Source organism: Citrobacter sp. CK185, assembly GCF_030333565.1.
In the GTDB taxonomy this organism is placed as follows: Bacteria; Pseudomonadota; Gammaproteobacteria; order Enterobacterales; family Enterobacteriaceae; genus Citrobacter_B; species Citrobacter_B koseri.
The window spans coordinates 549,513-572,888 of the sequence record NZ_JAOWFR010000026.1; the positions used below are offsets into that span (position 1 = coordinate 549,513).

Annotated in this window: 27 protein-coding genes; 17 read left to right on the forward strand and 10 right to left on the reverse strand. The window is 54.5% G+C overall.

Going from position 1 to position 23,376, the window contains the following annotated elements:
• Positions 1-34: 34 nt before the first annotated feature.
• Positions 35-349, reverse strand: coding sequence for a flagellar hook-basal body complex protein FliE (gene fliE, locus OGV79_RS17325; protein ID WP_012131910.1), 315 nt, complete (start codon positions 347-349; stop codon positions 35-37).
• A 216-nt stretch (positions 350-565) separates the two neighbouring features.
• Between fliE and fliF the strand changes: the two genes are divergently transcribed.
• The 14 genes from fliF (at position 566) to rcsA (ending at position 12,062) form a co-directional block, all read left to right on the forward strand.
• A complete protein-coding gene (gene fliF, locus OGV79_RS17330; protein WP_047462912.1) occupies positions 566-2,242 on the forward strand; it encodes a flagellar basal-body MS-ring/collar protein FliF in 1,677 nt (558 codons plus the stop codon).
• Positions 2,232-3,230, forward strand: coding sequence for a flagellar motor switch protein FliG (gene fliG / locus OGV79_RS17335; RefSeq protein ID WP_012131907.1), 999 nt, complete (start codon positions 2,232-2,234; stop codon positions 3,228-3,230). The genes fliF and fliG overlap by 11 nt, the downstream gene beginning before the upstream one ends.
• A complete protein-coding gene (fliH, locus tag OGV79_RS17340; protein WP_071258771.1) occupies positions 3,223-3,927 on the forward strand; it encodes a flagellar assembly protein FliH in 705 nt (234 codons plus the stop codon). The genes fliG and fliH overlap by 8 nt, the downstream gene beginning before the upstream one ends.
• Complete coding sequence (fliI, locus tag OGV79_RS17345; RefSeq protein ID WP_012131905.1) at positions 3,927-5,297, forward strand: flagellar protein export ATPase FliI; 1,371 nt, start codon at positions 3,927-3,929, stop codon at positions 5,295-5,297. The genes fliH and fliI overlap by 1 nt, the downstream gene beginning before the upstream one ends.
• Before the next feature lie 21 nt (positions 5,298-5,318).
• Positions 5,319-5,762: a flagellar export protein FliJ gene (fliJ, locus tag OGV79_RS17350; RefSeq protein ID WP_012131904.1), complete on the forward strand. Its 444-nt coding sequence runs from the start codon at positions 5,319-5,321 to the stop codon at positions 5,760-5,762.
• Positions 5,759-6,973 carry a flagellar hook length control protein FliK gene (fliK, locus tag OGV79_RS17355; protein WP_286468745.1) on the forward strand — a complete coding sequence of 405 codons (1,215 nt, stop codon included), beginning with the start codon at positions 5,759-5,761 and terminating at the stop codon, positions 6,971-6,973. The genes fliJ and fliK overlap by 4 nt, the downstream gene beginning before the upstream one ends.
• Positions 6,974-7,077: 104 nt before the next feature.
• On the forward strand, positions 7,078-7,545 hold the full coding sequence (gene fliL, locus OGV79_RS17360; protein ID WP_012131902.1) for a flagellar basal body-associated protein FliL: 468 nt from the start codon (positions 7,078-7,080) through the stop codon (positions 7,543-7,545).
• Positions 7,546-7,549: 4 nt separating this feature from the next.
• On the forward strand, positions 7,550-8,554 hold the full coding sequence (gene fliM, locus OGV79_RS17365; RefSeq protein ID WP_012131901.1) for a flagellar motor switch protein FliM: 1,005 nt from the start codon (positions 7,550-7,552) through the stop codon (positions 8,552-8,554).
• Positions 8,551-8,964: a flagellar motor switch protein FliN gene (gene fliN / locus OGV79_RS17370; protein WP_012131900.1), complete on the forward strand. Its 414-nt coding sequence runs from the start codon at positions 8,551-8,553 to the stop codon at positions 8,962-8,964. The genes fliM and fliN overlap by 4 nt, the downstream gene beginning before the upstream one ends.
• Before the next feature lie 2 nt (positions 8,965-8,966).
• Positions 8,967-9,341 (forward strand): flagellar biosynthetic protein FliO, encoded by a 375-nt coding sequence (fliO, locus tag OGV79_RS17375; protein ID WP_012131899.1) that lies wholly within the window; start codon positions 8,967-8,969, stop codon positions 9,339-9,341.
• Entirely contained in the window at positions 9,341-10,078 is a 738-nt protein-coding gene (fliP, locus tag OGV79_RS17380; protein WP_012131898.1) for a flagellar type III secretion system pore protein FliP, read from the forward strand. The genes fliO and fliP overlap by 1 nt, the downstream gene beginning before the upstream one ends.
• 9 nt (positions 10,079-10,087) lie before the next feature.
• Positions 10,088-10,357 (forward strand): flagellar biosynthesis protein FliQ, encoded by a 270-nt coding sequence (gene fliQ, locus OGV79_RS17385; RefSeq protein WP_012131897.1) that lies wholly within the window; start codon positions 10,088-10,090, stop codon positions 10,355-10,357.
• A gap of 6 nt (positions 10,358-10,363) precedes the next feature.
• Complete coding sequence (gene fliR / locus OGV79_RS17390) at positions 10,364-11,158, forward strand: flagellar biosynthetic protein FliR (protein WP_012131896.1); 795 nt, start codon at positions 10,364-10,366, stop codon at positions 11,156-11,158.
• 280 nt (positions 11,159-11,438) lie between these two features.
• Positions 11,439-12,062 (forward strand): transcriptional regulator RcsA, encoded by a 624-nt coding sequence (rcsA, locus tag OGV79_RS17395; protein WP_047462896.1) that lies wholly within the window; start codon positions 11,439-11,441, stop codon positions 12,060-12,062.
• 55 nt (positions 12,063-12,117) lie between these two features.
• Here the strand turns inward: rcsA and dsrB are convergent, their stop codons facing one another.
• A complete protein-coding gene (dsrB, locus tag OGV79_RS17400) occupies positions 12,118-12,306 on the reverse strand; it encodes a protein DsrB (protein WP_012131894.1) in 189 nt (62 codons plus the stop codon).
• A gap of 130 nt (positions 12,307-12,436) precedes the next feature.
• Between dsrB and yodD the strand changes: the two genes are divergently transcribed.
• Positions 12,437-12,664 carry a YodD family peroxide/acid resistance protein gene (gene yodD, locus OGV79_RS17405; RefSeq protein WP_024130232.1) on the forward strand — a complete coding sequence of 76 codons (228 nt, stop codon included), beginning with the start codon at positions 12,437-12,439 and terminating at the stop codon, positions 12,662-12,664.
• A gap of 170 nt (positions 12,665-12,834) precedes the next feature.
• Here yodD and dgcQ read toward each other — a convergent pair whose 3' ends face one another.
• The 3 genes from dgcQ to OGV79_RS17420 all read right to left on the reverse strand — a co-directional run bounded on the left by dgcQ (position 12,835) and on the right by OGV79_RS17420 (position 15,821).
• On the reverse strand, positions 12,835-14,550 hold the full coding sequence (gene dgcQ, locus OGV79_RS17410; protein WP_110494109.1) for a cellulose biosynthesis regulator diguanylate cyclase DgcQ: 1,716 nt from the start codon (positions 14,548-14,550) through the stop codon (positions 12,835-12,837).
• A gap of 98 nt (positions 14,551-14,648) precedes the next feature.
• Positions 14,649-14,831 (reverse strand): YodC family protein, encoded by a 183-nt coding sequence (locus OGV79_RS17415; protein ID WP_024130230.1) that lies wholly within the window; start codon positions 14,829-14,831, stop codon positions 14,649-14,651.
• Positions 14,832-14,909: 78 nt separating this feature from the next.
• Positions 14,910-15,821 (reverse strand): DUF808 domain-containing protein, encoded by a 912-nt coding sequence (locus OGV79_RS17420; RefSeq protein ID WP_286468746.1) that lies wholly within the window; start codon positions 15,819-15,821, stop codon positions 14,910-14,912.
• 177 nt (positions 15,822-15,998) lie between these two features.
• Here OGV79_RS17420 and yedA point away from each other — a divergent pair, with 177 nt between their 5' ends.
• Positions 15,999-16,919: a drug/metabolite exporter YedA gene (yedA, locus tag OGV79_RS17425; protein WP_049010005.1), complete on the forward strand. Its 921-nt coding sequence runs from the start codon at positions 15,999-16,001 to the stop codon at positions 16,917-16,919.
• Here yedA and OGV79_RS17430 read toward each other — a convergent pair.
• The 3 genes from OGV79_RS17430 to OGV79_RS17440 form a co-directional block, all read right to left on the reverse strand.
• Positions 16,908-17,378, reverse strand: a complete 471-nt coding sequence (locus OGV79_RS17430; RefSeq protein ID WP_047462890.1) for a very short patch repair endonuclease — start codon at positions 17,376-17,378, stop codon at positions 16,908-16,910. The two genes, yedA and OGV79_RS17430, sit on opposite strands and share 12 nt — an antisense overlap.
• On the reverse strand, positions 17,359-18,792 hold the full coding sequence (locus OGV79_RS17435) for a DNA cytosine methyltransferase (protein WP_286468747.1): 1,434 nt from the start codon (positions 18,790-18,792) through the stop codon (positions 17,359-17,361). Before OGV79_RS17435 ends, OGV79_RS17430 begins: the two co-directional genes overlap by 20 nt.
• A gap of 72 nt (positions 18,793-18,864) precedes the next feature.
• Positions 18,865-19,560, reverse strand: coding sequence for a phosphohydrolase (locus OGV79_RS17440; protein ID WP_199972273.1), 696 nt, complete (start codon positions 19,558-19,560; stop codon positions 18,865-18,867).
• Between the two features lie 408 nt (positions 19,561-19,968).
• On the opposite strand from OGV79_RS17440, the gene ompC reads away from it, so the two are divergent.
• Positions 19,969-21,153: a porin OmpC gene (gene ompC, locus OGV79_RS17445; RefSeq protein ID WP_275147077.1), complete on the forward strand. Its 1,185-nt coding sequence runs from the start codon at positions 19,969-19,971 to the stop codon at positions 21,151-21,153.
• A gap of 64 nt (positions 21,154-21,217) precedes the next feature.
• On the opposite strand, the gene OGV79_RS17450 is transcribed toward ompC, so the two are convergent.
• A complete protein-coding gene (locus OGV79_RS17450; RefSeq protein ID WP_275147078.1) occupies positions 21,218-22,114 on the reverse strand; it encodes a siderophore-interacting protein in 897 nt (298 codons plus the stop codon).
• Between the two features lie 15 nt (positions 22,115-22,129).
• Positions 22,130-23,341: an MFS transporter gene (locus tag OGV79_RS17455; RefSeq protein ID WP_012131880.1), complete on the reverse strand. Its 1,212-nt coding sequence runs from the start codon at positions 23,339-23,341 to the stop codon at positions 22,130-22,132.
• Positions 23,342-23,376 lie beyond the last annotated feature (35 nt).

The window sequence follows — 23,376 nt, forward strand, 5'->3', positions numbered from 1 at the left end:
TATCCGGCCTGCATGATGCATTCAGCAGGTCTGGCTACACCTGCATGGACATCACTTCCTGGTACGCCGACATCAGTTTGTTGCGCACCTGAATGCCCATCTGCATTGAGACAGACGCTTTTTGCATATCGGTCATCACATCATTAAGCGCAATGCCTGGTTCACCCAGAGTAAATTTTTCTGCCTGTACACGCGCGGTGGTTTGCGTATCACTGATGCGATTCAGTGCCGCATGCAGTTGACCGGCAAAACTTACGGTTGGTTGTGGCAGCGCGTCTTGCGCCCGTGCGGACATCGCCGTTGCCTGTAGCTGGCTGATAACCCCTTCAATCCCCTGTATTGCTGACATGCTAATCCCCTGGATGATTTTTTACACAGCAGAGATTACCAGTTTGTCAATAAGATAAAGGCGCTAAATAGCGATAAAAAACCTCGGTTTTTGGCGCATAGAAAAATTCGAAACCGCAAATAATGAGACCGTCAATTTTTCGAGTTTGCTGACCCGGGAGTGAGTCTTGTTCCACTTTGCAAAAAACGCCGTCCACGATCAGTCACGAGGTGCGAGATGAGTGCGACTGCATCGACTGCAACCCAACCTAAACCTCTCGAGTGGCTTAATCGCCTACGCGCGAATCCCAGAATTCCTCTGATTGTGGCGGGATCAGCCGCCGTTGCCATCATCGTTGCTATGGTTTTGTGGGCGAAAGCGCCAGATTATCGCACGCTGTTCAGCAACCTTTCCGATCAGGATGGCGGGGCCATTGTCACGCAGCTGACCCAGATGAACATCCCTTACCGCTTCACCGAAGGAAGCGGTGCGATTGAAGTGCCTGCCGATAAAGTGCATGAGCTTCGCCTGCGCCTGGCGCAACAGGGATTGCCAAAAGGCGGCGCTGTCGGCTTCGAGCTGTTAGACCAGGAAAAATTCGGCATTAGCCAGTTCAGTGAGCAGGTCAATTACCAGCGCGCGCTGGAAGGCGAGCTGGCCCGCACTATCGAAACCCTGGGGCCGGTAAAACGCGCCCGTGTCCACCTGGCGATGCCGAAACCTTCTCTGTTCGTGCGCGAGCAGAAATCCCCTTCCGCTTCCGTGACGGTCAATCTTGAACCAGGCCGCGCGCTGGATGAAGGGCAAATCAGCGCGGTGGTGCATCTGGTATCCAGCGCCGTTGCAGGTCTGCCGCCAGGTAACGTCACGCTGGTCGATCAGGGCGGTCATCTGTTGACTCAGTCCAATACCAGCAGCCGCGATCTGAACGACGCGCAGTTGAAATACGCCAGCGATGTGGAAGGACGCATTCAGCGCCGTATCGAATCGATTCTTTCGCCAATCGTCGGCAACGGCAACGTCCATGCTCAGGTTACTGCGCAGCTGGATTTTGCCAACAAAGAGCAAACGGAAGAGCAATACCGTCCGAACGGCGACGCATCGCAGGCCGTGTTGCGCTCACGCCAGCTTAATGAAAGCGAGCAAATCGGCTCCGGCTATCCGGGCGGGGTACCGGGTGCGCTGTCGAATCAGCCTGCGCCGGCGAATGCTGCGCCGATCAGCACACCGCCTGCTAATCAGCAAAACGCGCAGAACACGCAGACGACCAACAATGCGAACAGCAATGTGCCGCGCAATACGCAGCGCAACGAAACCAGTAACTACGAAGTGGATCGCACCATTCGCCACACCAAACTGAACGTGGGCGATGTGCAGCGACTCTCCGTGGCGGTCGTGGTGAACTACCGCGCCCTGCCGGACGGCAAACCGCTGCCGTTAACCACGGAACAGATGAAGCAGATCGAAGATCTGACCCGCGAAGCGATGGGCTTCTCCGACAAACGCGGCGATACCCTTAACGTGGTGAACTCACCGTTTACCGCAACGGACGACCTGGGCGGCGAGCTGCCATTCTGGAAGCAGCAAGCCTTTATTGAGCAGTTGATCTCCGCAGGTCGCTGGCTCCTGGTTCTGCTGGTTGCCTGGATTCTGTGGCGCAAAGCGGTTCGACCGCAGCTTGCTCGCCGCGCTGAAGAGACGAAAGTCGCGCAGGAACAGGCGCAGGTTCGTCAGGAAACCGAAGAAGCGGTAGAAGTTCGCCTCAGCAAAGACGAACAGACCCAGCAGCGCCGGGCGAACCAGCGTCTGGGTGCAGAAGTGATGAGCCAGCGTATTCGCGAAATGTCAGATAACGATCCGCGCGTCGTGGCGCTGGTCATTCGCCAGTGGATGAATAACGATCATGAGCAATAAACTTACCGGCACCGATAAAAGCGTCATCCTGCTGATGACCATTGGCGAAGACCGTGCGGCAGAGGTGTTTAAGCACCTCTCCACGCGCGAAGTGCAAACCCTGAGTTCGGCAATGGCGAACGTGCGCCAGATTTCCAACAAACAGCTGACCGATGTGCTGGCGGAATTTGAGCAAGAGGCCGAACAGTTTGCCGCACTCAACATCAACGCCAACGAATACCTGCGGTCCGTGCTGGTTAAAGCGCTGGGTGAAGAACGTGCCGCCAGTCTGCTGGAAGATATCCTCGAAACGCGGGATACCGCCAGCGGTATTGAAACGCTCAACTTTATGGAGCCGCAAAGCGCCGCCGACCTTATCCGCGACGAACACCCGCAGATTATCGCCACCATCCTGGTGCATCTCAAACGCGGCCAGGCCGCCGATATTCTGGCGCTGTTCGACGAACGTCTGCGCCACGATGTCATGCTGCGTATCGCGACCTTCGGCGGCGTACAGCCAGCCGCACTGGCGGAACTGACCGAAGTGTTGAATGGTCTGCTCGACGGTCAGAACCTCAAGCGCAGCAAAATGGGCGGCGTGAGAACCGCGGCAGAAATCATCAACCTGATGAAAACCCAGCAGGAAGAGGCGGTTATCAGCGCCGTACGCGAATTCGACGGCGAGCTGGCGCAGAAAATTATCGACGAAATGTTCCTGTTCGAAAATCTGGTGGAAGTCGACGATCGCAGCATCCAGCGTCTGTTGCAGGAAGTGGATTCCGAGTCGTTGCTGATCGCCCTGAAAGGCGCCGAGCCGCCGCTGCGCGAGAAATTCCTGCGCAACATGTCGCAGCGTGCTGCCGATATTCTGCGCGACGACCTCGCCAACCGTGGCCCGGTACGTCTGTCTCAGGTGGAGAACGAACAGAAAGCCATTCTGCTTATTGTGCGTCGTCTGGCGGAAACCGGCGAAATGGTAATCGGCAGCGGCGAGGATACCTATGTCTAACGAATTGCCGTGGCAGATCTGGACACCGGACGATCTCGTCCCTCCCCTGGCCGAGTTTGTGCCAATGGAGCACCGCGACGAACCGATAGCCATCGATGACGAACCGGAGCTGAGTGCCGAACAGCAGCTTGAGCAGCAACTGGCGCAGCTGAAAATGCAGGCGCACGAGCAAGGGTATAACGCGGGCCTCGCCGAAGGTCGCCAGAAAGGCCACGAACAGGGCTATCAGGAAGGATTAGCGCAAGGGCTGGAGCAAGGCCAGACGCAGGCGCGCGCTCAACAGGCGCCGCTGAATGCCCGAATGCAGCAACTGGTCAGCGAGTTTCAGAATACGCTGGACGCGCTGGACAGCGTGATTGCCTCGCGCCTGATGCAAATGGCGCTGGAAGCCGCTCGCCAGGTGATCGGCCAGACGCCAGCGGTGGACAACTCCGCACTCATTAAACAGATCCAGCAATTGTTGCAACAGGAACCGTTGTTCAGCGGGAAACCGCAATTGCGCGTTCACCCGGATGATTTACAGCGCGTCGAAGAGATGCTCGGGGCCACGCTCAGCCTGCACGGCTGGCGTTTGCGCGGCGATCCCACGCTGCATCATGGCGGCTGTAAAGTGTCCGCCGATGAAGGTGACCTGGACGCCAGCGTCGCCACTCGTTGGCAAGAACTCTGCCGCCTGGCGGCTCCCGGAGTCGTCTGATGACTACGCGCCTGACCCGCTGGCTGAATACGCTGGATAACTTCGAAGCCAAAATGGCGCAGCTCCCGGCGGTGCGTCGCTACGGGCGGCTGACCCGCGCCACCGGTCTGGTGCTGGAAGCCACCGGTTTGCAGTTGCCGCTCGGCGCGACCTGCGTCATTGAACGGCAGGACGGGACGGAAACACGCGAAGTGGAAAGCGAAGTCGTCGGCTTTAATGGCCAGCGTCTGTTTTTAATGCCGCTGGAAGAGGTCGAAGGCATTCTTCCCGGCGCACGCGTTTACGCAAAAAATATTGCCGGGGAAGGTCTGCAAAGCGGAAAACAGCTGCCGCTCGGCCCTGCCCTGCTGGGGCGCGTGCTGGACGGCGGCGGCAAGCCGCTGGATGGTCTTCCCGCGCCAGACACCACGGAAACCGGCGCGTTAATCACTCAGCCATTCAACCCCTTGCAGCGAACGCCCATTGAGCATGTGCTGGATACCGGCGTTCGCCCCATCAACGCGCTGCTCACCGTCGGACGCGGACAGCGTATGGGGCTGTTTGCCGGTTCCGGCGTGGGTAAAAGCGTTCTGCTCGGCATGATGGCGCGCTATACCCGCGCGGACGTTATCGTCGTCGGGCTGATTGGCGAACGTGGCCGCGAAGTTAAAGATTTTATCGAAAACATTCTGGGCGCTGACGGGCGCGCGCGTTCGGTGGTGATTGCCGCGCCTGCGGACGTCTCGCCACTGCTGCGAATGCAGGGAGCGGCCTATGCCACGCGTATTGCCGAGGATTTCCGCGATCGCGGGCAGCATGTACTGCTGATCATGGACTCCCTGACCCGCTACGCGATGGCGCAGCGTGAGATTGCGCTGGCGATCGGCGAACCGCCTGCAACCAAAGGGTATCCGCCTTCGGTCTTCGCAAAATTACCTGCGCTGGTGGAGCGTGCGGGGAACGGCATTCACGGCGGCGGCTCCATCACCGCGTTTTATACGGTATTGACCGAAGGCGACGATCAGCAGGACCCGATCGCCGACTCGGCGCGTGCGATCCTGGATGGACACATTGTGTTATCCCGCCGTCTGGCCGAAGCCGGTCACTACCCGGCCATTGATATTGAAGCGTCGATCAGCCGTGCGATGACGTCGCTGATCACCGAGCAACACTATGCACGCGTACGGAATTTCAAACAGTTGCTGTCCAGTTTCCAGCGTAACCGCGATTTGGTGAGCGTCGGCGCGTATGCCAAAGGCAGCGATCCCATGCTGGATAAAGCCATCGCGCTGTGGCCGCAACTGGAGGCGTTTTTGCAACAAGGTATTTTCGAACGAGCCGACTGGGAAGATTCTCTCCAGGCGCTGGAACTGATTTTCCCGACGGTGTGATGAAGCAGGAGGGCATAGGTCATGGCACAACATGGTGCGCTGGCAACATTAAAAGATCTGGCCGAGAAAGAAGTGGATGATGCCGCTCTCTTATTAGGGGAAATGCGACGCGGATTCCAGCAGGCGGAAGAACAACTGAAAATGCTGATCGATTATCAGCATGAGTATCGCAACAATCTCAATGCCGATATGGGCCAGGGGATTGCCAGCAACCGCTGGATTAACTATCAGCAATTTATTCAGACACTGGAGAAGGCCATTGAGCAGCATCGCCAGCAGCTGACGCAGTGGACACAAAAAGTGGACGTGGCGCTGAACAGCTGGCGTGAAAAGAAACAACGGCTTCAGGCCTGGCAGACCTTACAGGACAGACAAAGTGCGGCAGCGTTATTGGCTGAAAACCGCCTGGATCAGAAAAAAATGGATGAATTTGCTCAGCGTGCTGCAATGAGGAAAACCGAATGATCACCTTGCCCCAACTGATCACGACCGACACAGACGTAACGACAGGCCTTCAGGCTGGTAAAACAGCCGATTCAGCCCAGGATTTTCTGGCGCTGTTAGCCGGTGCTTTGGGCGCAGGCGACGCGCAGGGTAAAGATGCCCCGCTTTCGCTTGCCGATCTCCAGGCGGCAGGCGGCAAACTGCAAAAAGGATTGCTGCAAAAAAATGGCGATACGCCGCAGGCGACAGCGCTGGCCGATCTTCTGGCGCGCCAGGATCTGCTGACGGATGACGCCACAGCAGACCTGACCGAGGCACAGCAGTTGCTGTCCACGCTGACGCCTTCGCTGAAAAGCAACGCCCTGAACGCGTTAAATAAGACTGCCCGGCAGGACGACAACGCACCGACGCTGAGCGATGAAGACCTCGCGAATCTGAGCGCGCTCTTCGCCATGTTACCGGGCCAGCCGGCGCTGACGCCAACCACGCGAACCGCGTCGGCTGAAGGCGCACTCTCCGCCCCGGCATCGCTGCGTGGCGATACGCGCGCCGCTATGCAGGATGCGGTTGCCGGGCTGACGACTGGCGAGCTGAAAAAAGGGAAAGTCGATGCCGCGCCTGATGTCACCGCAAACTCAGCAAGCAACCAGCCGGTAACGCCGCTGGTCGCCGCCGCTGCCGCTAAAGCCGACATGGAAAGTACGCCTTCTCCGGTCACGACCATTGGCGCCATGACCACGCCTGGTGGTATGACGACGCAGACGCAACCCGCGCCTGTCGCAGCCGCCCCGGTACTCAGCGCGCCGCTGGGCAGCCATGAGTGGCAGCAGTCATTAAGCCAGCATGTGACGCTGTTTACCCGCCAGGGGCAACAGAGCGCGGAACTGCGTCTGCACCCGGAGGAACTGGGGCAGATTCAAATCTCCCTCAAAATGGATGATAACCAGGCGCAACTGCAAATGGTGTCAGCGCATAGCCACGTTCGCGCCGCGCTGGAAGCCGCGTTACCCGTACTGCGTACCCAACTGGCGGAAAACGGCATCCAGCTGGGACAAAGCAGTATCAGCAGTGAAAGTTTCGCCGGACAGCAGCAGTCGTCATCCCAGCAGCAGCACGCTTCCCGCACACAGGGACAAGAGGCTTTTGCCGCCGAAGATGACATCGCACTGACGACGCCGGGCTCGCTCCAGGCTGCCGCTCGTGGCGATGGCGCGGTGGATATCTTCGCCTAACGCCAGAGGTAGCATGATTATCCGCGTCTTTTCCACGCTTTGCCGTGGACAGGACACGGGATAATCAGCCAATAAGCTGTACCGAAACAGGAAGCCCGTATCTGATGACTGACTCCGCGATTAACAGAAAGAGCAAACGCTCAATTTGGATCCCTTTGCTGGTGTTGATTACTCTTGCCGCCTGCGCAACCGCTGGCTATAGCTACTGGCGGATGCAGGAGCACCCGACCGCCAGCGCTACCGCGGCCCCGCCACCGCCGCCAGCGCCCGTATTTTTCGCGCTGGATACGTTTACCGTCAATCTGGGCGATGCCGATCGCGTGCTGTATATCGGGATTACGCTGCGCCTGAAGGACGAAGTGACGCGCGCGCGTCTGAGCGAATATCTGCCAGAAGTGCGCAGCCGTCTGTTGCTGCTGTTTTCGCGTCAGGATGCCACTGCGCTTTCGACGGAAGCCGGGAAGCAGACGCTGATCGCGGCAATCAAAGAAACGCTCTCTACTCCGCTCGTTGCTGGACAACCGAAACAGGAAGTCACCGACGTTCTTTATACAGCTTTCATTCTGCGGTAAAGACATGGGCGATAGTATTCTTTCTCAGGCTGAAATCGATGCGCTGCTCAACGGCGACAGCGAGGCCAAAGACGAACCCACCCCTGGCGGCGTGGGCGACAATGATATTCGTCCTTATGATCCCAATACACAGCGTCGCGTGGTGCGCGAGCGCCTACAGGCGCTGGAGATCATTAACGAACGTTTCGCGCGTCAATTCCGTATGGGACTGTTTAACCTGCTGCGTCGCAGCCCGGATATTACCGTGGGCGCGATCCGCATTCAGCCATATCACGAATTTGCGCGTAATTTACCCGTACCGACCAACCTGAACCTGATCCATCTGAAGCCGCTGCGCGGTACGGGTCTGGTGGTGTTCTCGCCGAGTCTGGTGTTTATCGCCGTGGATAACCTGTTTGGCGGCGACGGGCGTTTTCCGACCAAAGTGGAAGGTCGTGAGTTTACGCATACCGAACAGCGCGTTATCAACCGCATGCTGAAGCTGGCGCTTGAAAGCTACAGCGACGCGTGGAAAGCGATCAACCCGCTGGAAGTGGAGTACGTTCGTTCTGAGATGCAGGTGAAATTCACCAATATCACCACCTCTCCGAACGACATTGTGGTGAACACGCCGTTCCACGTCGAAATTGGCAACCTGACAGGCGAGTTCAACATCTGCCTGCCTTTCAGCATGATTGAGCCGCTGCGGGAGTTGTTGGTGAACCCGCCGCTGGAAAACTCGCGTCATGAAGATCAGAACTGGCGCGACAATCTGGTGCGTCAGGTTCAGCATTCAGAGCTGGAGCTGGTGGCGAACTTTGCGGACATCCCGCTGCGCCTTTCCCAGATATTAAAGCTGAAACCCGGCGACGTGCTGCCGATTGAAAAACCCGACCGCATTATTGCTCATGTGGACGGCGTACCTGTACTGACCAGCCAGTATGGCACCGTGAACGGTCAGTATGCGTTGCGCGTAGAGCATTTGATCAACCCGATTTTGAATTCGCTGAATGAGGAACAGCCCAAATGAGTGACATGAATAATCCGTCCGATGAGAATACCGGCGCATTGGACGATCTGTGGGCTGACGCGTTAAACGAGCAAAAAACAACGACCAGCAAAAGCGCGGCCGATGCAGTCTTCCAGCAGTTGGGCGGCGGCGACGTCAGTGGAAACCTACAGGATATCGATTTAATCATGGATATTCCGGTCAAGCTGACCGTGGAGCTGGGTCGCACGCGCATGACCATCAAAGAGCTGCTGCGCCTGACGCAGGGTTCGGTGGTCGCACTGGACGGACTGGCAGGCGAGCCGTTGGATATTCTGATTAACGGCTACCTGATTGCCCAGGGTGAAGTCGTGGTGGTCGCCGATAAATACGGCGTGCGCATCACGGATATCATCACGCCGTCTGAACGTATGCGTCGTCTGAGCCGTTAAGCATGAAAACCCAGGCTACCGTTTCACAGCCCTCTGCCGTATCAGGCTCGCCGTTAGTTCAGGTGAGCGGCGCGCTGTTTGGGATCATCGTGTTGATTCTGGTCGCAGCCTGGGTCATTAAACGCCTGGGGTTTGCGCCCAAAGGCGCCGGTACGCGAGGGTTGAAAGTGTCAGCCAGCACCTCGCTGGGCCCGCGTGAGCGCGTGGTCATTGTCGATGTTGAAGACGCTCGGCTGGTACTGGGCGTCACGGCCACGCAAGTCAATGTGTTGCATACCCTCCCCCCTGCGCCTGTCGTTGCAGAAGAAAAACCGGCCGCCCCTGCGGATTTCCAGGCCATGATGAAGAGTTTGTTGAAGCGTTCCGGGAGATCCTGATGCGCCGTTTGTTATCCCTCACGCTGATGGCTTTGTGGTTTATCAGCCCTGCCGCGTTCGCACAATTACCCGGACTGGTCAGCCAACCGCTACCCGGCGGCGGGCAAAGCTGGTCCCTGCCGGTACAGACGCTGGTCTTTATTACGTCACTGACGTTCCTGCCCGCCATTTTGCTGATGATGACCAGCTTTACCCGCATCATTATCGTCTTCGGCTTGCTGCGAAACGCGCTGGGAACGCCATCTGCGCCGCCAAACCAGGTGCTTCTCGGGCTGGCGCTGTTCTTGACGTTTTTTATTATGTCGCCGGTTATCGACAAAATTTACGTGGATGCCTGGCAGCCTTTCAGCGAAGAGAAGATTTCCATGCAGGAAGCGCTGGAAAAAGGCGCTCAGCCGCTACGGGAGTTTATGCTGCGGCAGACCCGTGAGGCTGACCTGGGCCTGTTCGCGCGTCTGGCAAACAGCGGTCCGCTACAGGGGCCGGAAGCCGTGCCGATGCGAATTTTGCTCCCGGCCTACGTCACCAGCGAGTTAAAAACCGCTTTTCAGATCGGTTTTACGATTTTCATCCCCTTCCTGATTATCGATCTGGTTATCGCCAGCGTGTTGATGGCGCTCGGGATGATGATGGTGCCGCCGGCCACCATTGCGCTGCCGTTTAAGCTTATGCTTTTTGTCCTGGTCGACGGCTGGCAGTTGCTCGTTGGCTCTCTTGCCCAAAGTTTTTACAGTTAGAGGCGCAAAATGACACCCGAATCGGTCATGATGATAGGCACGGAGGCAATGAAGGTCGCGCTTGCGCTTGCCGCGCCTCTGCTGCTGGTTGCGCTGTTTACCGGCCTTATCATCAGTATTTTACAGGCCGCCACCCAGATCAACGAAATGACGCTGTCATTTATTCCGAAAATTGTGGCGGTATTTACGGCGATTATTGTGGCGGGCCCCTGGATGCTTAACCTGCTGCTGGATTACGTGCGTACGCTGTTCAGTAACTTGCCGTATATCATCGGATAAGACGCGATGTTGCAGGTCACAAGCGATCAATGGTTATACTGGCTTAACCTCTACTTCTGGCCGCTGCTACGTGTACTGGCGCTGATCTCTACCGCGCCGATCCTCAGTGAACGCACGGTTCCCAAACGGGTAAAGCTGGGGCTGGGGTTTATGATCACTCTCATTATCGCCCCTTCACTCCCGGCGAATAATGTGCCTGTTTTTTCCACCGAAGCCTTATGGCTCGCCATGCAGCAAATCATGATCGGCATTGCGCTAGGGTTTACCATGCAGTTTGCCTTTGCTGCGGTGCGTACGGCGGGGGAATTCATCGGTCTGCAAATGGGTCTCTCTTTCGCCACGTTTGTTGACCCGGGCAGCCGCCTCAATATGCCGGTACTCGCCAGAATCCTCGACATGCTCGCCATGCTGCTGTTTCTTACGTTTAACGGCCATCTGTGGCTGATCTCGCTGCTGGTAGACACCTTCCATACGCTGCCTATCGGCGGCGACCCGGTCAACAGCAATGCGTTTCTGGCGCTTGCCCGGGCAGGCGGACTGATCTTCCTCAACGGACTCATGTTAGCCTTGCCGGTCATTACGTTACTGCTCACCCTCAACCTGTCGCTCGGGCTATTAAACCGTATGGCTCCGCAGTTATCCGTATTTGTTATTGGCTTCCCGTTAACCTTATCCGTCGGCATTTTGTTAATAACCGCGCTCATGCCATTAATTGCCCCTTTCTGTGAGCACTTATTCGGTGAAATTTTCAATTTGCTTGCTGATATCGTTAGCGAAATGCCGACAACCAATAACCCATAATTTTTATCCTGTCTTACTAAGGATTTTCCTAAATTTAAAATCTAAAAACATCTACCAGGATATATCTGCTGCGCTTTATTTGTTTTTACCTTACTCACATAACATAACATTTACTTTACTTTGAGAAGATTCCTGGCAAATTATACGTAACTTTACGGGATAGTAAGTTCGCCTGAAAACAGCGAAAGCGTCATCTTAGGTCACTATTATTGTTCCGTTGGGTTGTGATGAGATATTCAGGTAAGGGGAATTATCGTTACGCATTGAGTGAGGGTATGCCATGTCAACGATTATTATGGATTTATGCAGTTACACCCGGCTAGGTTTGACCGGGTATCTGGTAAGCAGAGGGGTGAAAAAAAGGGAAATCAACGACATTGAGACCGTTGACGAACTCGCCATCGCTTGTGACTCACAGCAGCCTTCTGTGGTGTTTATTAATGAGGACTGTTTCATCCATGATCCATCTAACAGTCAGCAAATAAAGCAGATCATTAATCAGCATCCCAACACGTTATTTATTGTTTTTATGGCAATTGCTAATGTGCATTTTGATGAATACTTATTAGTAAGAAAAAACTTATTGATTAGTTCAAAATCAATTAAACCCGATTCTCTGGATGATATTCTTGGCGATATTCTGAAAAAAGAGACGGATATTGTAGGAGTAGTAAATTTACCTACGTTATCTTTAAGCCGTACTGAATCCAGTATGTTGCGAATGTGGATGGATGGACAGGGAACAATACAGATTTCAGATCAAATGAATATCAAGGCAAAGACGGTGTCATCCCACAAAGGGAATATTAAACGGAAGATAAAAACGCATAATAAACAGGTTATCTATCATGTCGTGCGGCTGACGGATAACGTGACAAACGGAATTTTTGTTAACATGCGATGAGCCCCCCTGACTGGTGGATATTCCACCAGTCAGGATAAAAGCGACGAAAATCACATTACTCTGTTTTTTCCACAAAGATCCCATCCTGATGGCCTGACTCATTGAAGAACCAGATACCGAGCGGGTAGTCTTCCAGCGAAACCAGGTACATCGTACCTTCACTAAACTCTTCAACCGCCAATACCACGCCTGGCCGACGAGGGCCGCCGTCTGTTTTGACTGTTACCCGATCATTCACCTTCATCAATTATCCTCCTGTGGCTTTGTGCCAGTGTAGAACAAATTCCTTTTTCTGGCAGCGTCTGCCGCGCGTGATTGCTGGTTTTCTCAACGGTCTATACTTACAGATGCCACGGTTAAATGAGGTACTGAAGATGAAAACCGCGAAAGAGTACAGCGAAACGGCCAAGCGCGAAGTCAGCGTTGATGTTGACGCCCTGCTCGCGGCGATCAATGAAATCAGCGAGAGCGAAATTCATCGCAGCGCTGATGATCCTGAGAAAGTCAGTGTGGATGGCCGCGATTATCATACATGGCATGAATTAGCGGATGCGTTTGAACTCGATATTCATGATTTTAGCGTCACGGAAATCAATCGCTGATCTGGGGTGAAAAAAATCCCGGCTCGCAGAGCCGGGATCAAACTTGCTTATGCAAGAAGCACTTGAAAATTCGTTACACCAGAAAATCTGATGTGCGTTTTACCTTATCTGCAATTTTTTTGTATGACAAGCAAATATTTCTCGCAGAAATGATTAATACAGCTAATGGTTCAGCGTGTATCAGGCGACGGCGCGGGATGGTCGTCACGGACACAAACCTGATTGCGCCCGGCCTGTTTTGCCAGATACAACCGACGATCCGCCAGCGACTGCAACTGTTCAAAATCGTAGTCTCCGTTCTCCTGCGCCCCGCTTACGCCCAGCGATGCGCTAATGCGCAGGGTCGTGCCTTTTGCGATCAGGATTTCTTTGTCGTTCACGCGCTGGCGTATCCGCTCTGCGATCTGTGCTGCCTGCACCAGCGTCGTCCCCGGTAAGACAATACAGAACTCTTCGCCGCCTACGCGCCCGGCAAGGTCATGCGAACGTATTGTGCCGCTAATAAGCCCGGCGGCATGGGAGAGCACCCGATCTCCCGCCTGATGGCCGAAACGGTCATTGACGCTCTTAAAGTGATCCAAATCGATCTGAATAACGGAAAACGGCTGTCGCTGCTCATGGCAGCGCTGTATCAGTACGCGCGCCCTCTCAAACAATGCGCCACGATTATACAGCCGCGTCAAAGGATCGTGCCAGGCCTGCCATTGCAGGGAACTTTGCAGCACAAACATATTGCTGACCATCTTGCGGATAACAACCCATGAGATGAGCAACATCATCGTGAAAAGCGCCCACAGGAGACCAAGCGCAATACTGATACTGCCAAAAGCCCCCTGCACGCCTTCTCTCAGGGTATGAACACGCAAAAGCACGCCATCGAAATGATCCAGCCTTTCCCAACTGATATAGCGGCTGCCCATACGGATACCACCATGCGTATCATGTTCGATGTCATTCGCGAGCAACGCCAGTTCAAGGTCATCAAAGGTATTAACCTGACGCTTTTCCGGCGTTGAGGTCGCCAGTAGCCTGAGCTGATAGTCGTAGAGCTGGTACTCCCCTTCGGAATCTTTTTCGACCGCATCCTCCAGGAAACGCTTCATGGATGACACCGGAATATCCATTGCCAGCACGCCATACCAGTGTCTTTCGTTATCCAGCGACAGGCTCACGGTGACCTTTTGTTGCACTTCGCCGCCCGGCACCGGCGAGCTAAACCAGCGCACGCCGCGCGCTGAATTTTGTCGTTGGGATTGTCCGCTGAACCAGGGTTGGATCACATACTGGTAATAGCGGGACATAATGTCGCCGCCATTGGTTGTGGGTTCAGTTGAGACATAAAAGCCTGAACGCGAAACATACATTGTCCGCTGCGCCAGCATGGTAGAAGAATGCGCCAGCCGTAACAAATACCCCAGTTCCAGCGCGGCGCTTAACTCGTTTGCCAGCGCATCGTTATCCCGCGTGAGAAGCGTTGTACGGTTAACAAACGCGTCAGAGACGCCGTTAAGCGGTAACGTTCGCCGTCTGTCGAGCTCCAGTTGCCAGAAACTTTTGCCGCGCAGTTGCGCAAATTGCGCCACCGCATCGTGCAGGTCGGCAAAATCGAGCGGCGTGACCAGCGCTTCGTACATACCGTTGCGCAGAAACAAGAGTTTATCCACGCTGAATTGCAGCTGTCTGTCCAGCACATTAGCAACGTTTTCCAGATGGTTACGTTGACTGGCCCGGTATGCCGACTCCAGCACGACCACTTCACGCCAGGTCAGCAATGTTGAACAAATCATCACAACCAGAAAACAGATATTTACGACATGGCCTGGCCCAAAGCGTCGTGCTAACGTTCTCAGCCAGCTCCAGTTTCCTGGCGTTGTTTCATGCGGCACCTGACGGCTCCCTACTTTTATTCCTGAACTATGTGTCGCGACTCAACGGCTATTTTCTGGGGTAACAAAACGCCCGGCATTAACCGGGCGTTCCTTTATCAGACATCTTCCCGCAACCGCCTGCCATCACCGGGCATAAGTTCATTCTCGTGGAATGCTTCCCGTTTGACGCCAAAACCGTCATACCAACGGCACTCCACCATGCCGCTGGAATAACCGGTTACGATCATGCGTGGACCACCTTCTTTTGCGATAACTTCCTCACTGACAAAAAAGACCATACCTGCCTCCTGTATCCAGTGAAACTTTTTCACCTTAGACGACGATGGGCTTTTTTGCATAATCCGGCGAGGCATAAATTAGTGCGAACCACCGCGAACGTTAGCAACAGTTTTTACCAGCCCCACCACCACGCTGCCGATGATGAAACCGAGCACCAGATTAATCAACATGGGAAGCGTGAGCGCAATAAGACCATTCTGCTGCTGAGCAAAATGTTCGATCGCGTGGTGTAATGGCGCGATGCCGTGCACCACGATCCCGCCCCCCACCAGGAACATCGCAAGTGTGCCGACAATGGACAGCGCCTTCATAAGCCAGGGCGCCGTAACCAGTAGCCCTTTGCCCACCGCCTGAACCAGTACGCTGCGTTTTTCCGCCAGCCAGTACCCCATGTCGTCCAGTTTTACGATGAGTCCCACCAGACCATAAACGCCAATCGTCACCACCAGCGCGATACCGGACAACACCAGAACCTGATTGAGCAACGGCGCATCCGCGACAATTCCCAGCGTAATCGCGACGATCTCCGCAGAAAGGATAAAGTCGGTGCGCACGGCCCCTTTCACTTTCTCCTTCTCAAACGTGAGAGGATCTTGTGCGGCGATCGCGGCCAGACGCTGCTGACGCGCCTCCGGGCTCTCTTTGTGCTTTCGGGCCTCAAGCGTGTGTAAAACTTTCTCTACGCCTTCAAAACAGAGAAAAGCGCCCCCAATCATCAACAACGGTGTAATCGCCCACGGGATAAAAGCGCTGATCAGCAGCGCCAGAGGCACCAGGATGACCTTGTTGATCAACGACCCTTTCGCCACGCTCCAGACGACCGGCAGTTCGCGGTTCGCCCGCACGCCCGTCACCTGTTGCGCGTTTAGCGACAGGTCATCACCCAATACGCCTGCCGTTTTTTTCGCGGCCAGTTTTCCCATCATCGAGATATCATCCAACAGCGTGGCGATGTCATCGAGCAACGTCAGCAAACTACTTCCTGCCAAAATAAATCCCTCAATATTTTTCTTTTGAAGAGGTAAGTATGAAGTAAAAAACGTAATGCCGAAACGGGTAGCAATCGTCAACAAAAATTTAACAAAAGAGTGCAATTATAACGCTCGCCAGCGCGATAGTTTTGACGTTTACTATGTTGCACCTTTTTATTTCCGCCGTGAGGGATTATGCGTTTCAGGCAGTTACTACCACTTTTTAGCGCGCTCTTCGCGCTGTATATCATTTGGGGTTCCACGTACTTCGTTATTCGTATTGGCGTTGGGAGTTGGCCGCCGCTGATGATGGCGGGCGTCCGTTTTCTGTCTGCGGGGATTTTGTTAACAACATTCTTACTTCTTCGCGGGCATAAACTGCCCCCTTTGCGTCAATTGCTCAATGCCGCGCTGATTGGCATTCTGCTGCTGGCGGTGGGGAACGGTCTGGTTACCGTAGCGGAACATCAGGATGTACCGTCCGGCATCGCCGCCGTGGTGGTCGCGACGGTCCCACTCTTCACGCTGTGCTTCAGCCATTTCTTTGGCATTAAAACGCGAAAACTGGAGTGGACAGGCATCGCCATCGGCCTGGCGGGGATCATCATGCTCAATAGCGGCGGAAATCTGAGCGGCAATCCCTGGGGCGCGCTGTTGATCCTGATTGGCTCGATGAGCTGGGCATTCGGCTCCGTGTTCGGCGCCCGCATCGCGTTGCCGACAGGCATGATGGCCGGAGCGATTGAAATGCTGGCTGCCGGTGTTGTGCTAATGTTCGCTTCCTTTATCGCCGGGGAAAAGCTGACGACGATGCCGACGCTCTCCGGCTTCATGGCGGTAGGTTATCTGGCGCTATTCGGTTCCATTATCGCCATTAACGCCTATATGTATTTGATCCGTAATGTCAGCCCGGCGCTGGCGACCAGTTATGCTTACGTCAACCCGGTAGTGGCGGTGTTACTGGGAACAGGTCTGGGGGGAGAAAGCCTTTCTTCCGTCGAGTGGCTGGCATTAGGGGTAATTGTTTTCGCTGTCGTCCTGGTGACGCTGGGGAAATATTTGTTTCCCGCCAGACCCGCGACCGCAGCGAGCGAATCGGAAAAATCACTCCAGTAAATGAATACCCTGCGTGTCGATCTGCGCGGTGGGGCCACCGCCGCAGATCCACTCTTCAAGCCGTTCCGCCAGTGCGGCGTCGCTGAGTTTCAACCGGCCACGCAAAGCACACTCCCAGACAATCAGCACACGCCAGCCAAGCTCGCGAAGCCTCAGCATGTCTCGCCGATCGCGCTCCACATTTTTACCGATTTTGTTCAGCCAGAACTCGGTACGCGTGGCGGGAACTTTGAACAGGTGGCAGTCGTGATGATGCCAGAAACAGCCGTGCGTGAAGATAACGCAGCGATACTCATCCACGACAAAATCCGGGCGTCCGGGCAACGTGGCGTCCTGCACATGAAACGCCATCCCCTGCTCCTGCAACAGACCGGCAAGGCGTTTTTCTATCGCCGTATCGCGCGTGGCTATCGCCCGCATATTCTTGCTGCGCGTCGCCTTATCGTGTACGTCCGCCATGCTGGCTCTCTTTCTGGCGCAATGTAACGGCCTGTTTAATTCTCGACTCCAGCAGTTTTGCTACTGCGGCAAATGCCGGAACCACGACGGAGTTACCAAACTGACGGTAGGCCTGGGTGTCTGAAACGGGAATGCGGAACTGATATCCCTGCGGCGATTCGAATCCCATTAACCGCGCGCACTCTCTGGGCGTTAACCGGCGTGGACGGTGCTGCTGATTCACCGGATCGTCGAAATTCGCCTCTCCTGCGGCCATATCCCAGCCACGGTCAATCAGTATCTCCGCGCCATCTTTATAGTAACGCGCCGACAATGTGCGCGTTACGCTGCCGGGATTCGCAGGATAGACCATCCCATAGCCAAAACCGTTACCCCGGGCCTGATGCTTTTTCGCGTAGCGGTACAAATATTTCCACAATACCGGCGTCAGCACATATCTCGCTTCAACCGCCGGTTCAAGCAGCTCCGCCAGCGTAATGCGCTGCTGCGGATAGCGTGTGGCAATATCCCGCAACGTAAAATCGGTTTTCAGATTAAGATCGCGGCGGAACCCCACCAGCACAATCCGCTCCCGATGCTGGGGTAAAAAATGGCGGCCATCAATAATTTTCGGGTCGTCCGGCCCGTTATCCGCAGCATCAGCGACGTCATACCCCAGTTCGTCAAGCGTTTGCATAATGATGCGAAACGTTTTTCCCTGGTCGTGGCTTTTCAGGTTTTTGACGTTTTCGAGCACAAAAATCGCCGGGCGTCGGGCGTCAATAACCCGCACGACATCGAAAAAGAGCGTCCCCTGCGTATCGCAGGCGAAACCATGCGCCCGTCCCATCGCGTTTTTCTTTGATACCCCTGCCAGAGAGAATGGCTGGCAGGGAAAACCGGCCAGTAGAACATCGTGCTCCGGTATGTGCTGGCGAATATGCTCCGCCGCTTCGCTATCGCTCACGCCGTCGCGGTGGCTCAGCGTAATATCGCGAATATCTTCATTGAAATGATGCCGTTGCGGATCGCAGTAATAATTGGCTTTATAGGTGCGTACCGCGTGTTTATTCCATTCGCTGGTAAACACGCACTGCCCGCCTATCGCTTCAAAGCCACGGCGAATTCCGCCGATCCCGGCGAAGAGATCGACAAAACGAAAGGCATAATGCGGATGGTGTGCCGGAGGCGTTGGCAACAATGTCCTGAGGTGCGTATATTCGCTCTCGCTCAGACGATGCCACGCCGTTGCGTTCGCCACGACGCGTTTAAAAATAGCCGGGCTCCAGTGGTTCTCCCCAACGCCATTCAGATACGCCACCAGCGTTTTCACATCATAGATTTCCAGCAGTTTGCCCAGCAGCGCCTGTACGGCAGCCCCGGCATTGTCCGTCATCAGATCCTGGAAACCTGTTACTGAAAGATTTTCCTGCATACATTTAACCGGCGAAATTGATATTCGACAGGTTAACACAAAATGAACGCGTTTACGTTTTGGGTATGGTCGCTACTTATCGCGGCTAAAAGCCTGAATTACCGTCTGATCCAACGTGTCGAACTCCCCTCTTAGCTCCGCGCTTAGCTTCGCCATCCAGGTCACCAGGAAGTCGGCGTTATGCTCTGCCAGCAGCTTTCCCCGCGCGGTTTGCATGGTTTGCGGCAAGGCCAGAAGTTTTGTCTGAAAATGGTCGAGGGCGAATTGCTTATCGTTAAGCGGGCGACGTTGCGCGAAGGGATCTTCAGCATCAAATAGCGAAACGCCCAGCCCGCCGGAAACGGCAAACACGCGCGCCAGACCGATTGCGCCCAGTGCTTCAAGCCGGTCGGCATCCTGCACAATCTTCGCCTCGCTGGTCATTGGCGCAATGTGGGCGCTAAAACTGTGCGCCTCAATCGCATGACTGACTGCCGCTAATTTCGCTTCAGGATACGCAGGGAAATCGTTCATTAATATGCGACGTGCCGCGTCAGCGGCCAGCACGGATGAACGATGGCGATCGGGATGATTTTTCGGCAGGCTGACGATATCGTGGAAATAACACGCGGTCAGTACAACAAGCCAATCAACATCCTCATCCGTCGACAGCTTTTGTGCCGTTCCCCAGACGCGACGAAAATGAAAAATGTCATGGGCGCTATCCTGCTCGTGGTGATTTTTGCCCAACCACGCTTCGAACTGCGATTGCCAGTAGTGTAAATCCACGCTGCCTCCTCTGAATCAGAAAGCAACATTAGCAATATTCCGCCTTGTCTTCACGCTCAATGATTACGGGAGGAGGTATCAGACAAGTTGACGAAAGCAATAAATGGAATAAAAAGAAAATCCGAACGACGTTAAAATAGCGCTAATTACGATAAAGCATTCACAAAATAAATTCTAAAAACGCAAACCATAATTTATTAAAAGAAAAACATAACACAGTTAAATATAAAGCAATAAATACATATTAAATTATTTATAAGCACACCCAAAGAAACAATTAGAAATATTTTAAATACATTTGTTACATGTAATATTTAAAAAAGAATGAACTTCCTGGAATAGTATTCAACAGTGATCTTCAGGATTCGATCACTTATTCATATCAATTATTATTATAGGGAATACATAATGAAAAGAAAAGTTCTGGCGATGCTTGTCCCTGCTCTATTAATTGCAGGCGCTGCAAATGCGGCTGAAGTGTATAATAAAGACGGCAATAAACTGGACCTGTACGGTAAAGTTGATGGTCTGCGTTATTTCTCTGACGATGCAGGCAGCGACGGCGACATGTCCTATGCCCGTCTGGGTTTTAAAGGCGAAACGCAAATTGCCGAGCAGTTAACCGGTTACGGTCAGTGGGAATACAACATTCAGGCCAACGGTACTGAAGGTGATAAAGGTGACGCCTGGACTCGTCTCGGCTTCGCTGGTTTAGGTTTTGGTCAAAACGGTACTTTCGATTACGGTCGTAACTACGGCGTGGTTTACGACGTAGAAGCCTGGACCGATATGCTGCCAGAATTCGGCGGCGATACTTACACTCAGACTGACGTTTATATGTTAGGCCGTACTAACGGCGTAGCAACCTACCGTAATAACGGCTTCTTTGGTCTGGTTGATGGTCTGAACTTTGCGCTCCAGTATCAGGGTAATAATGAAGGTGGCGACGCTGGTTTTGGTCAGGAAGGTTCCGGCAACAGTACTAATCGCAAGCTGGCCAAAGAAAACGGCGACGGCTTCGGTATGTCCACCTCCTACGACTTCGACTTCGGTTTAAGCCTGGGTGCGGCATACGCCAATTCCGATCGTACCGATGCTCAGGTAGGTCATGGTCTGGGTGACAGTGCTCATGGCAATAAAATGGCGGGTGGTGAAACCGCCGAAGCCTGGACCGTTGGTGCAAAATACGACGCCTACAATGTTTACCTCGCCGCCATGTACGCTGAAACCCGTAATATGACTTATTATGGTGCAGGTGATAATACAGGAGGCGGTATCGCCAACAAAACGCAGAACTTTGAAGTTGTTGCACAGTATCAGTTTGACTTCGGTCTGCGCCCATCTATTGCCTACCTGCAATCTAAAGGCAAAGATTTAGGTGGTCAGGATACCGATAGCCGTGGCAACTGGCGTTACACCGATAAAGATCTGGTGAAATATGTTGATGTGGGTATGACCTATTACTTCAACAAAAATATGTCCACCTATGTTGATTATAAAATCAACCTGCTGGATGAAGACGATAGCTTCTACGCAGACAACGGTATCGCAACCGATGATATCGTAGCCGTCGGTCTGGTTTACCAGTTCTAATATTCATTAGACACTGCACTAAGCCCGCATAATGGAATAATTTCATGATGCGGGCTTTTTATTATCACGCGCGCCCTTTAGACCAATATGCCATAAAGTTAATCGCTTTGTGCTCGACGCCACGCTCGCCAATTAAATGGCGGCGCAGCAGTTTGACGACGGTGGACTCTGCGGCCACCCACCCATAAAACGCCGTGCTGCTGGTCGTGGCCTTATCCCAGAGAAGCTCCCCTTCGGCTTCTTCTTTCACCGTATCCACCGTATCGGGATGGTGACTTTCGGGTACTCTGGCATGCGTTTTTACGGCCTGAATCAGGCATTCACCGTGCTTCGTCGCTGCGGGGTTACGCGGCAACCAAAAAATGTCGGCGAACTTAAACTCGCTTAAATTCGCGCAGTCGCCCTGTTCAGGAACTTCAAAGAACGCCTGAACCTGTGGCGGATTGGTCTGTCTCGCCAGCATCTCAAGGATGCCGCGCGCGGCGGGGAGCGCCGTCTCATCAGCAATGATTAACGCATTCCGCAGTCCCTGGGGAGGCGTCCATTCATAGCCGCCGCTGTCTTCAGCATACGCCGCGTCAGGCGCCACCATCTGAATGGCGTCGCCAGGTCTGGCGTTAATCGCCCATGCCGAAGCCGGTCCTTCTGTACCATGATTGATAAATTCCACGGTGACCTCCTGGCGAGCAGGATCGACATGTCGCAGCGTATAGGTGCGGATAACCGGGCGCTTCTCTTTTGGCATCCCCAGTACAAGCTGATACCAGTGCCCTTCGGCAGGCAACGACGGCGGCGTCCCGTCTTCAGACGGAAACAACATCTTAATGCGCTGATCCGGCGAGTCGCATTTCATCTGCGCCACCTCCTGCCCGCTGAAAACCAGGCTCAGCAGCGAAGGGGAAACCTCCGTCTTACGCGCCAGTTGAACGTTGAACAGGCGGTAGCCCTGAACTCCAGCCATAACTTTTCCTTACGCTTAAATCGCGGAATGACGTGAACGGTAGCGGCTGCGCCAGATAAAGCCAGACACCACGGTAAATAATACAGCGACGAAAAAAGCCGCCACAATCAGCGCCGCTGCGGCGCCGGTTTTCGACACCAGCGGCACCAGCAATGCGCAAAGCCCATAGCCAAGCGTGTGGCTGGTCGCGATCCAGCCCGCGCCCGCGCCGTCTGTCAGCTTATCATTCAGTAAAAGCTGATAAGCGGGTGTTGCCAGAGCAGCCCCAAACGACAGCACCGCACAGCCGAGGTAAAACAACCATAGCTGTTCGGCGAGCATTATCGCCAGGCCACAAATCATCAGCGCTCCGGCACTCAAGAGCAGCGCCATCGGCGTCAGGCGCTGCGGGCGGAGCACTCCGAACTGAGCGATAAGCGCAGCAACCGCGGCCAGCCCTAACAGCCACGCCACCTGATGGCTAATGGCGGCGGTATCCGTGGCGAACTGGCGAGTAAGGGCGGGCGAAAGACCAAGCTGCATCATGCTCACCGCCGCGGCTAATAACAGCGCGCAAAGCAGATAAGGCAGGCAATCCAGCCTTAGACTGGCGCTCTTGCGCTCCGCTGCGGGCTGCGGTGGCGTGCCAGGCAACCGCAGCAGCATCACCAGCGCCAGCAGTGGCGCTGCCATCAGCAGCCCCATCGGTGCCAGAGGGTGAATTGCCAGCATCGCCGCCGCGCACAACGGCCCGAATAGTCTGCCGCAGCTCAAGCCGGAGCTAATGGTTGCCAGAGCGACCATGCGATTCCCTTCCCCCGCTCTTTGCAATGCCCAGACCTGACAGGCTGGCACCATCGCCGACACGGTAAGCCCGTAGGCGATCCGCGCGATGATTAATATTCCCAGCCCCACCGCAGTTGTTACGGCGCCGGTCGCCATCAGCATGCTTCCCAGCCCAAGCAGAGTAAAGCTTGCGCCGTATCCCCCCAGTGCCCACAGCACCACAGGCTTACTGCCCACACGGGCAATTTGCTTTCCCCACCACGGGGAAGACGGCAAGAACAGCATTGAGCCAAGCATCAGCAAAGCCGCCCAAATCGACAGGCTCAGGTTTGTCTGAATCACCAGTACAGGGATCGCGACCAGCAGGCCGTTTTGCCCGACACCGAGTAACCCCGCGCTGAACGCAAGCGGCCAGCAGGACAATGGTTTTTGCGGCGTTTCCGCGCTCTCAAGAGACGTCACGATGTTGCAATTCCATGTATTAATTGTGTTTATTT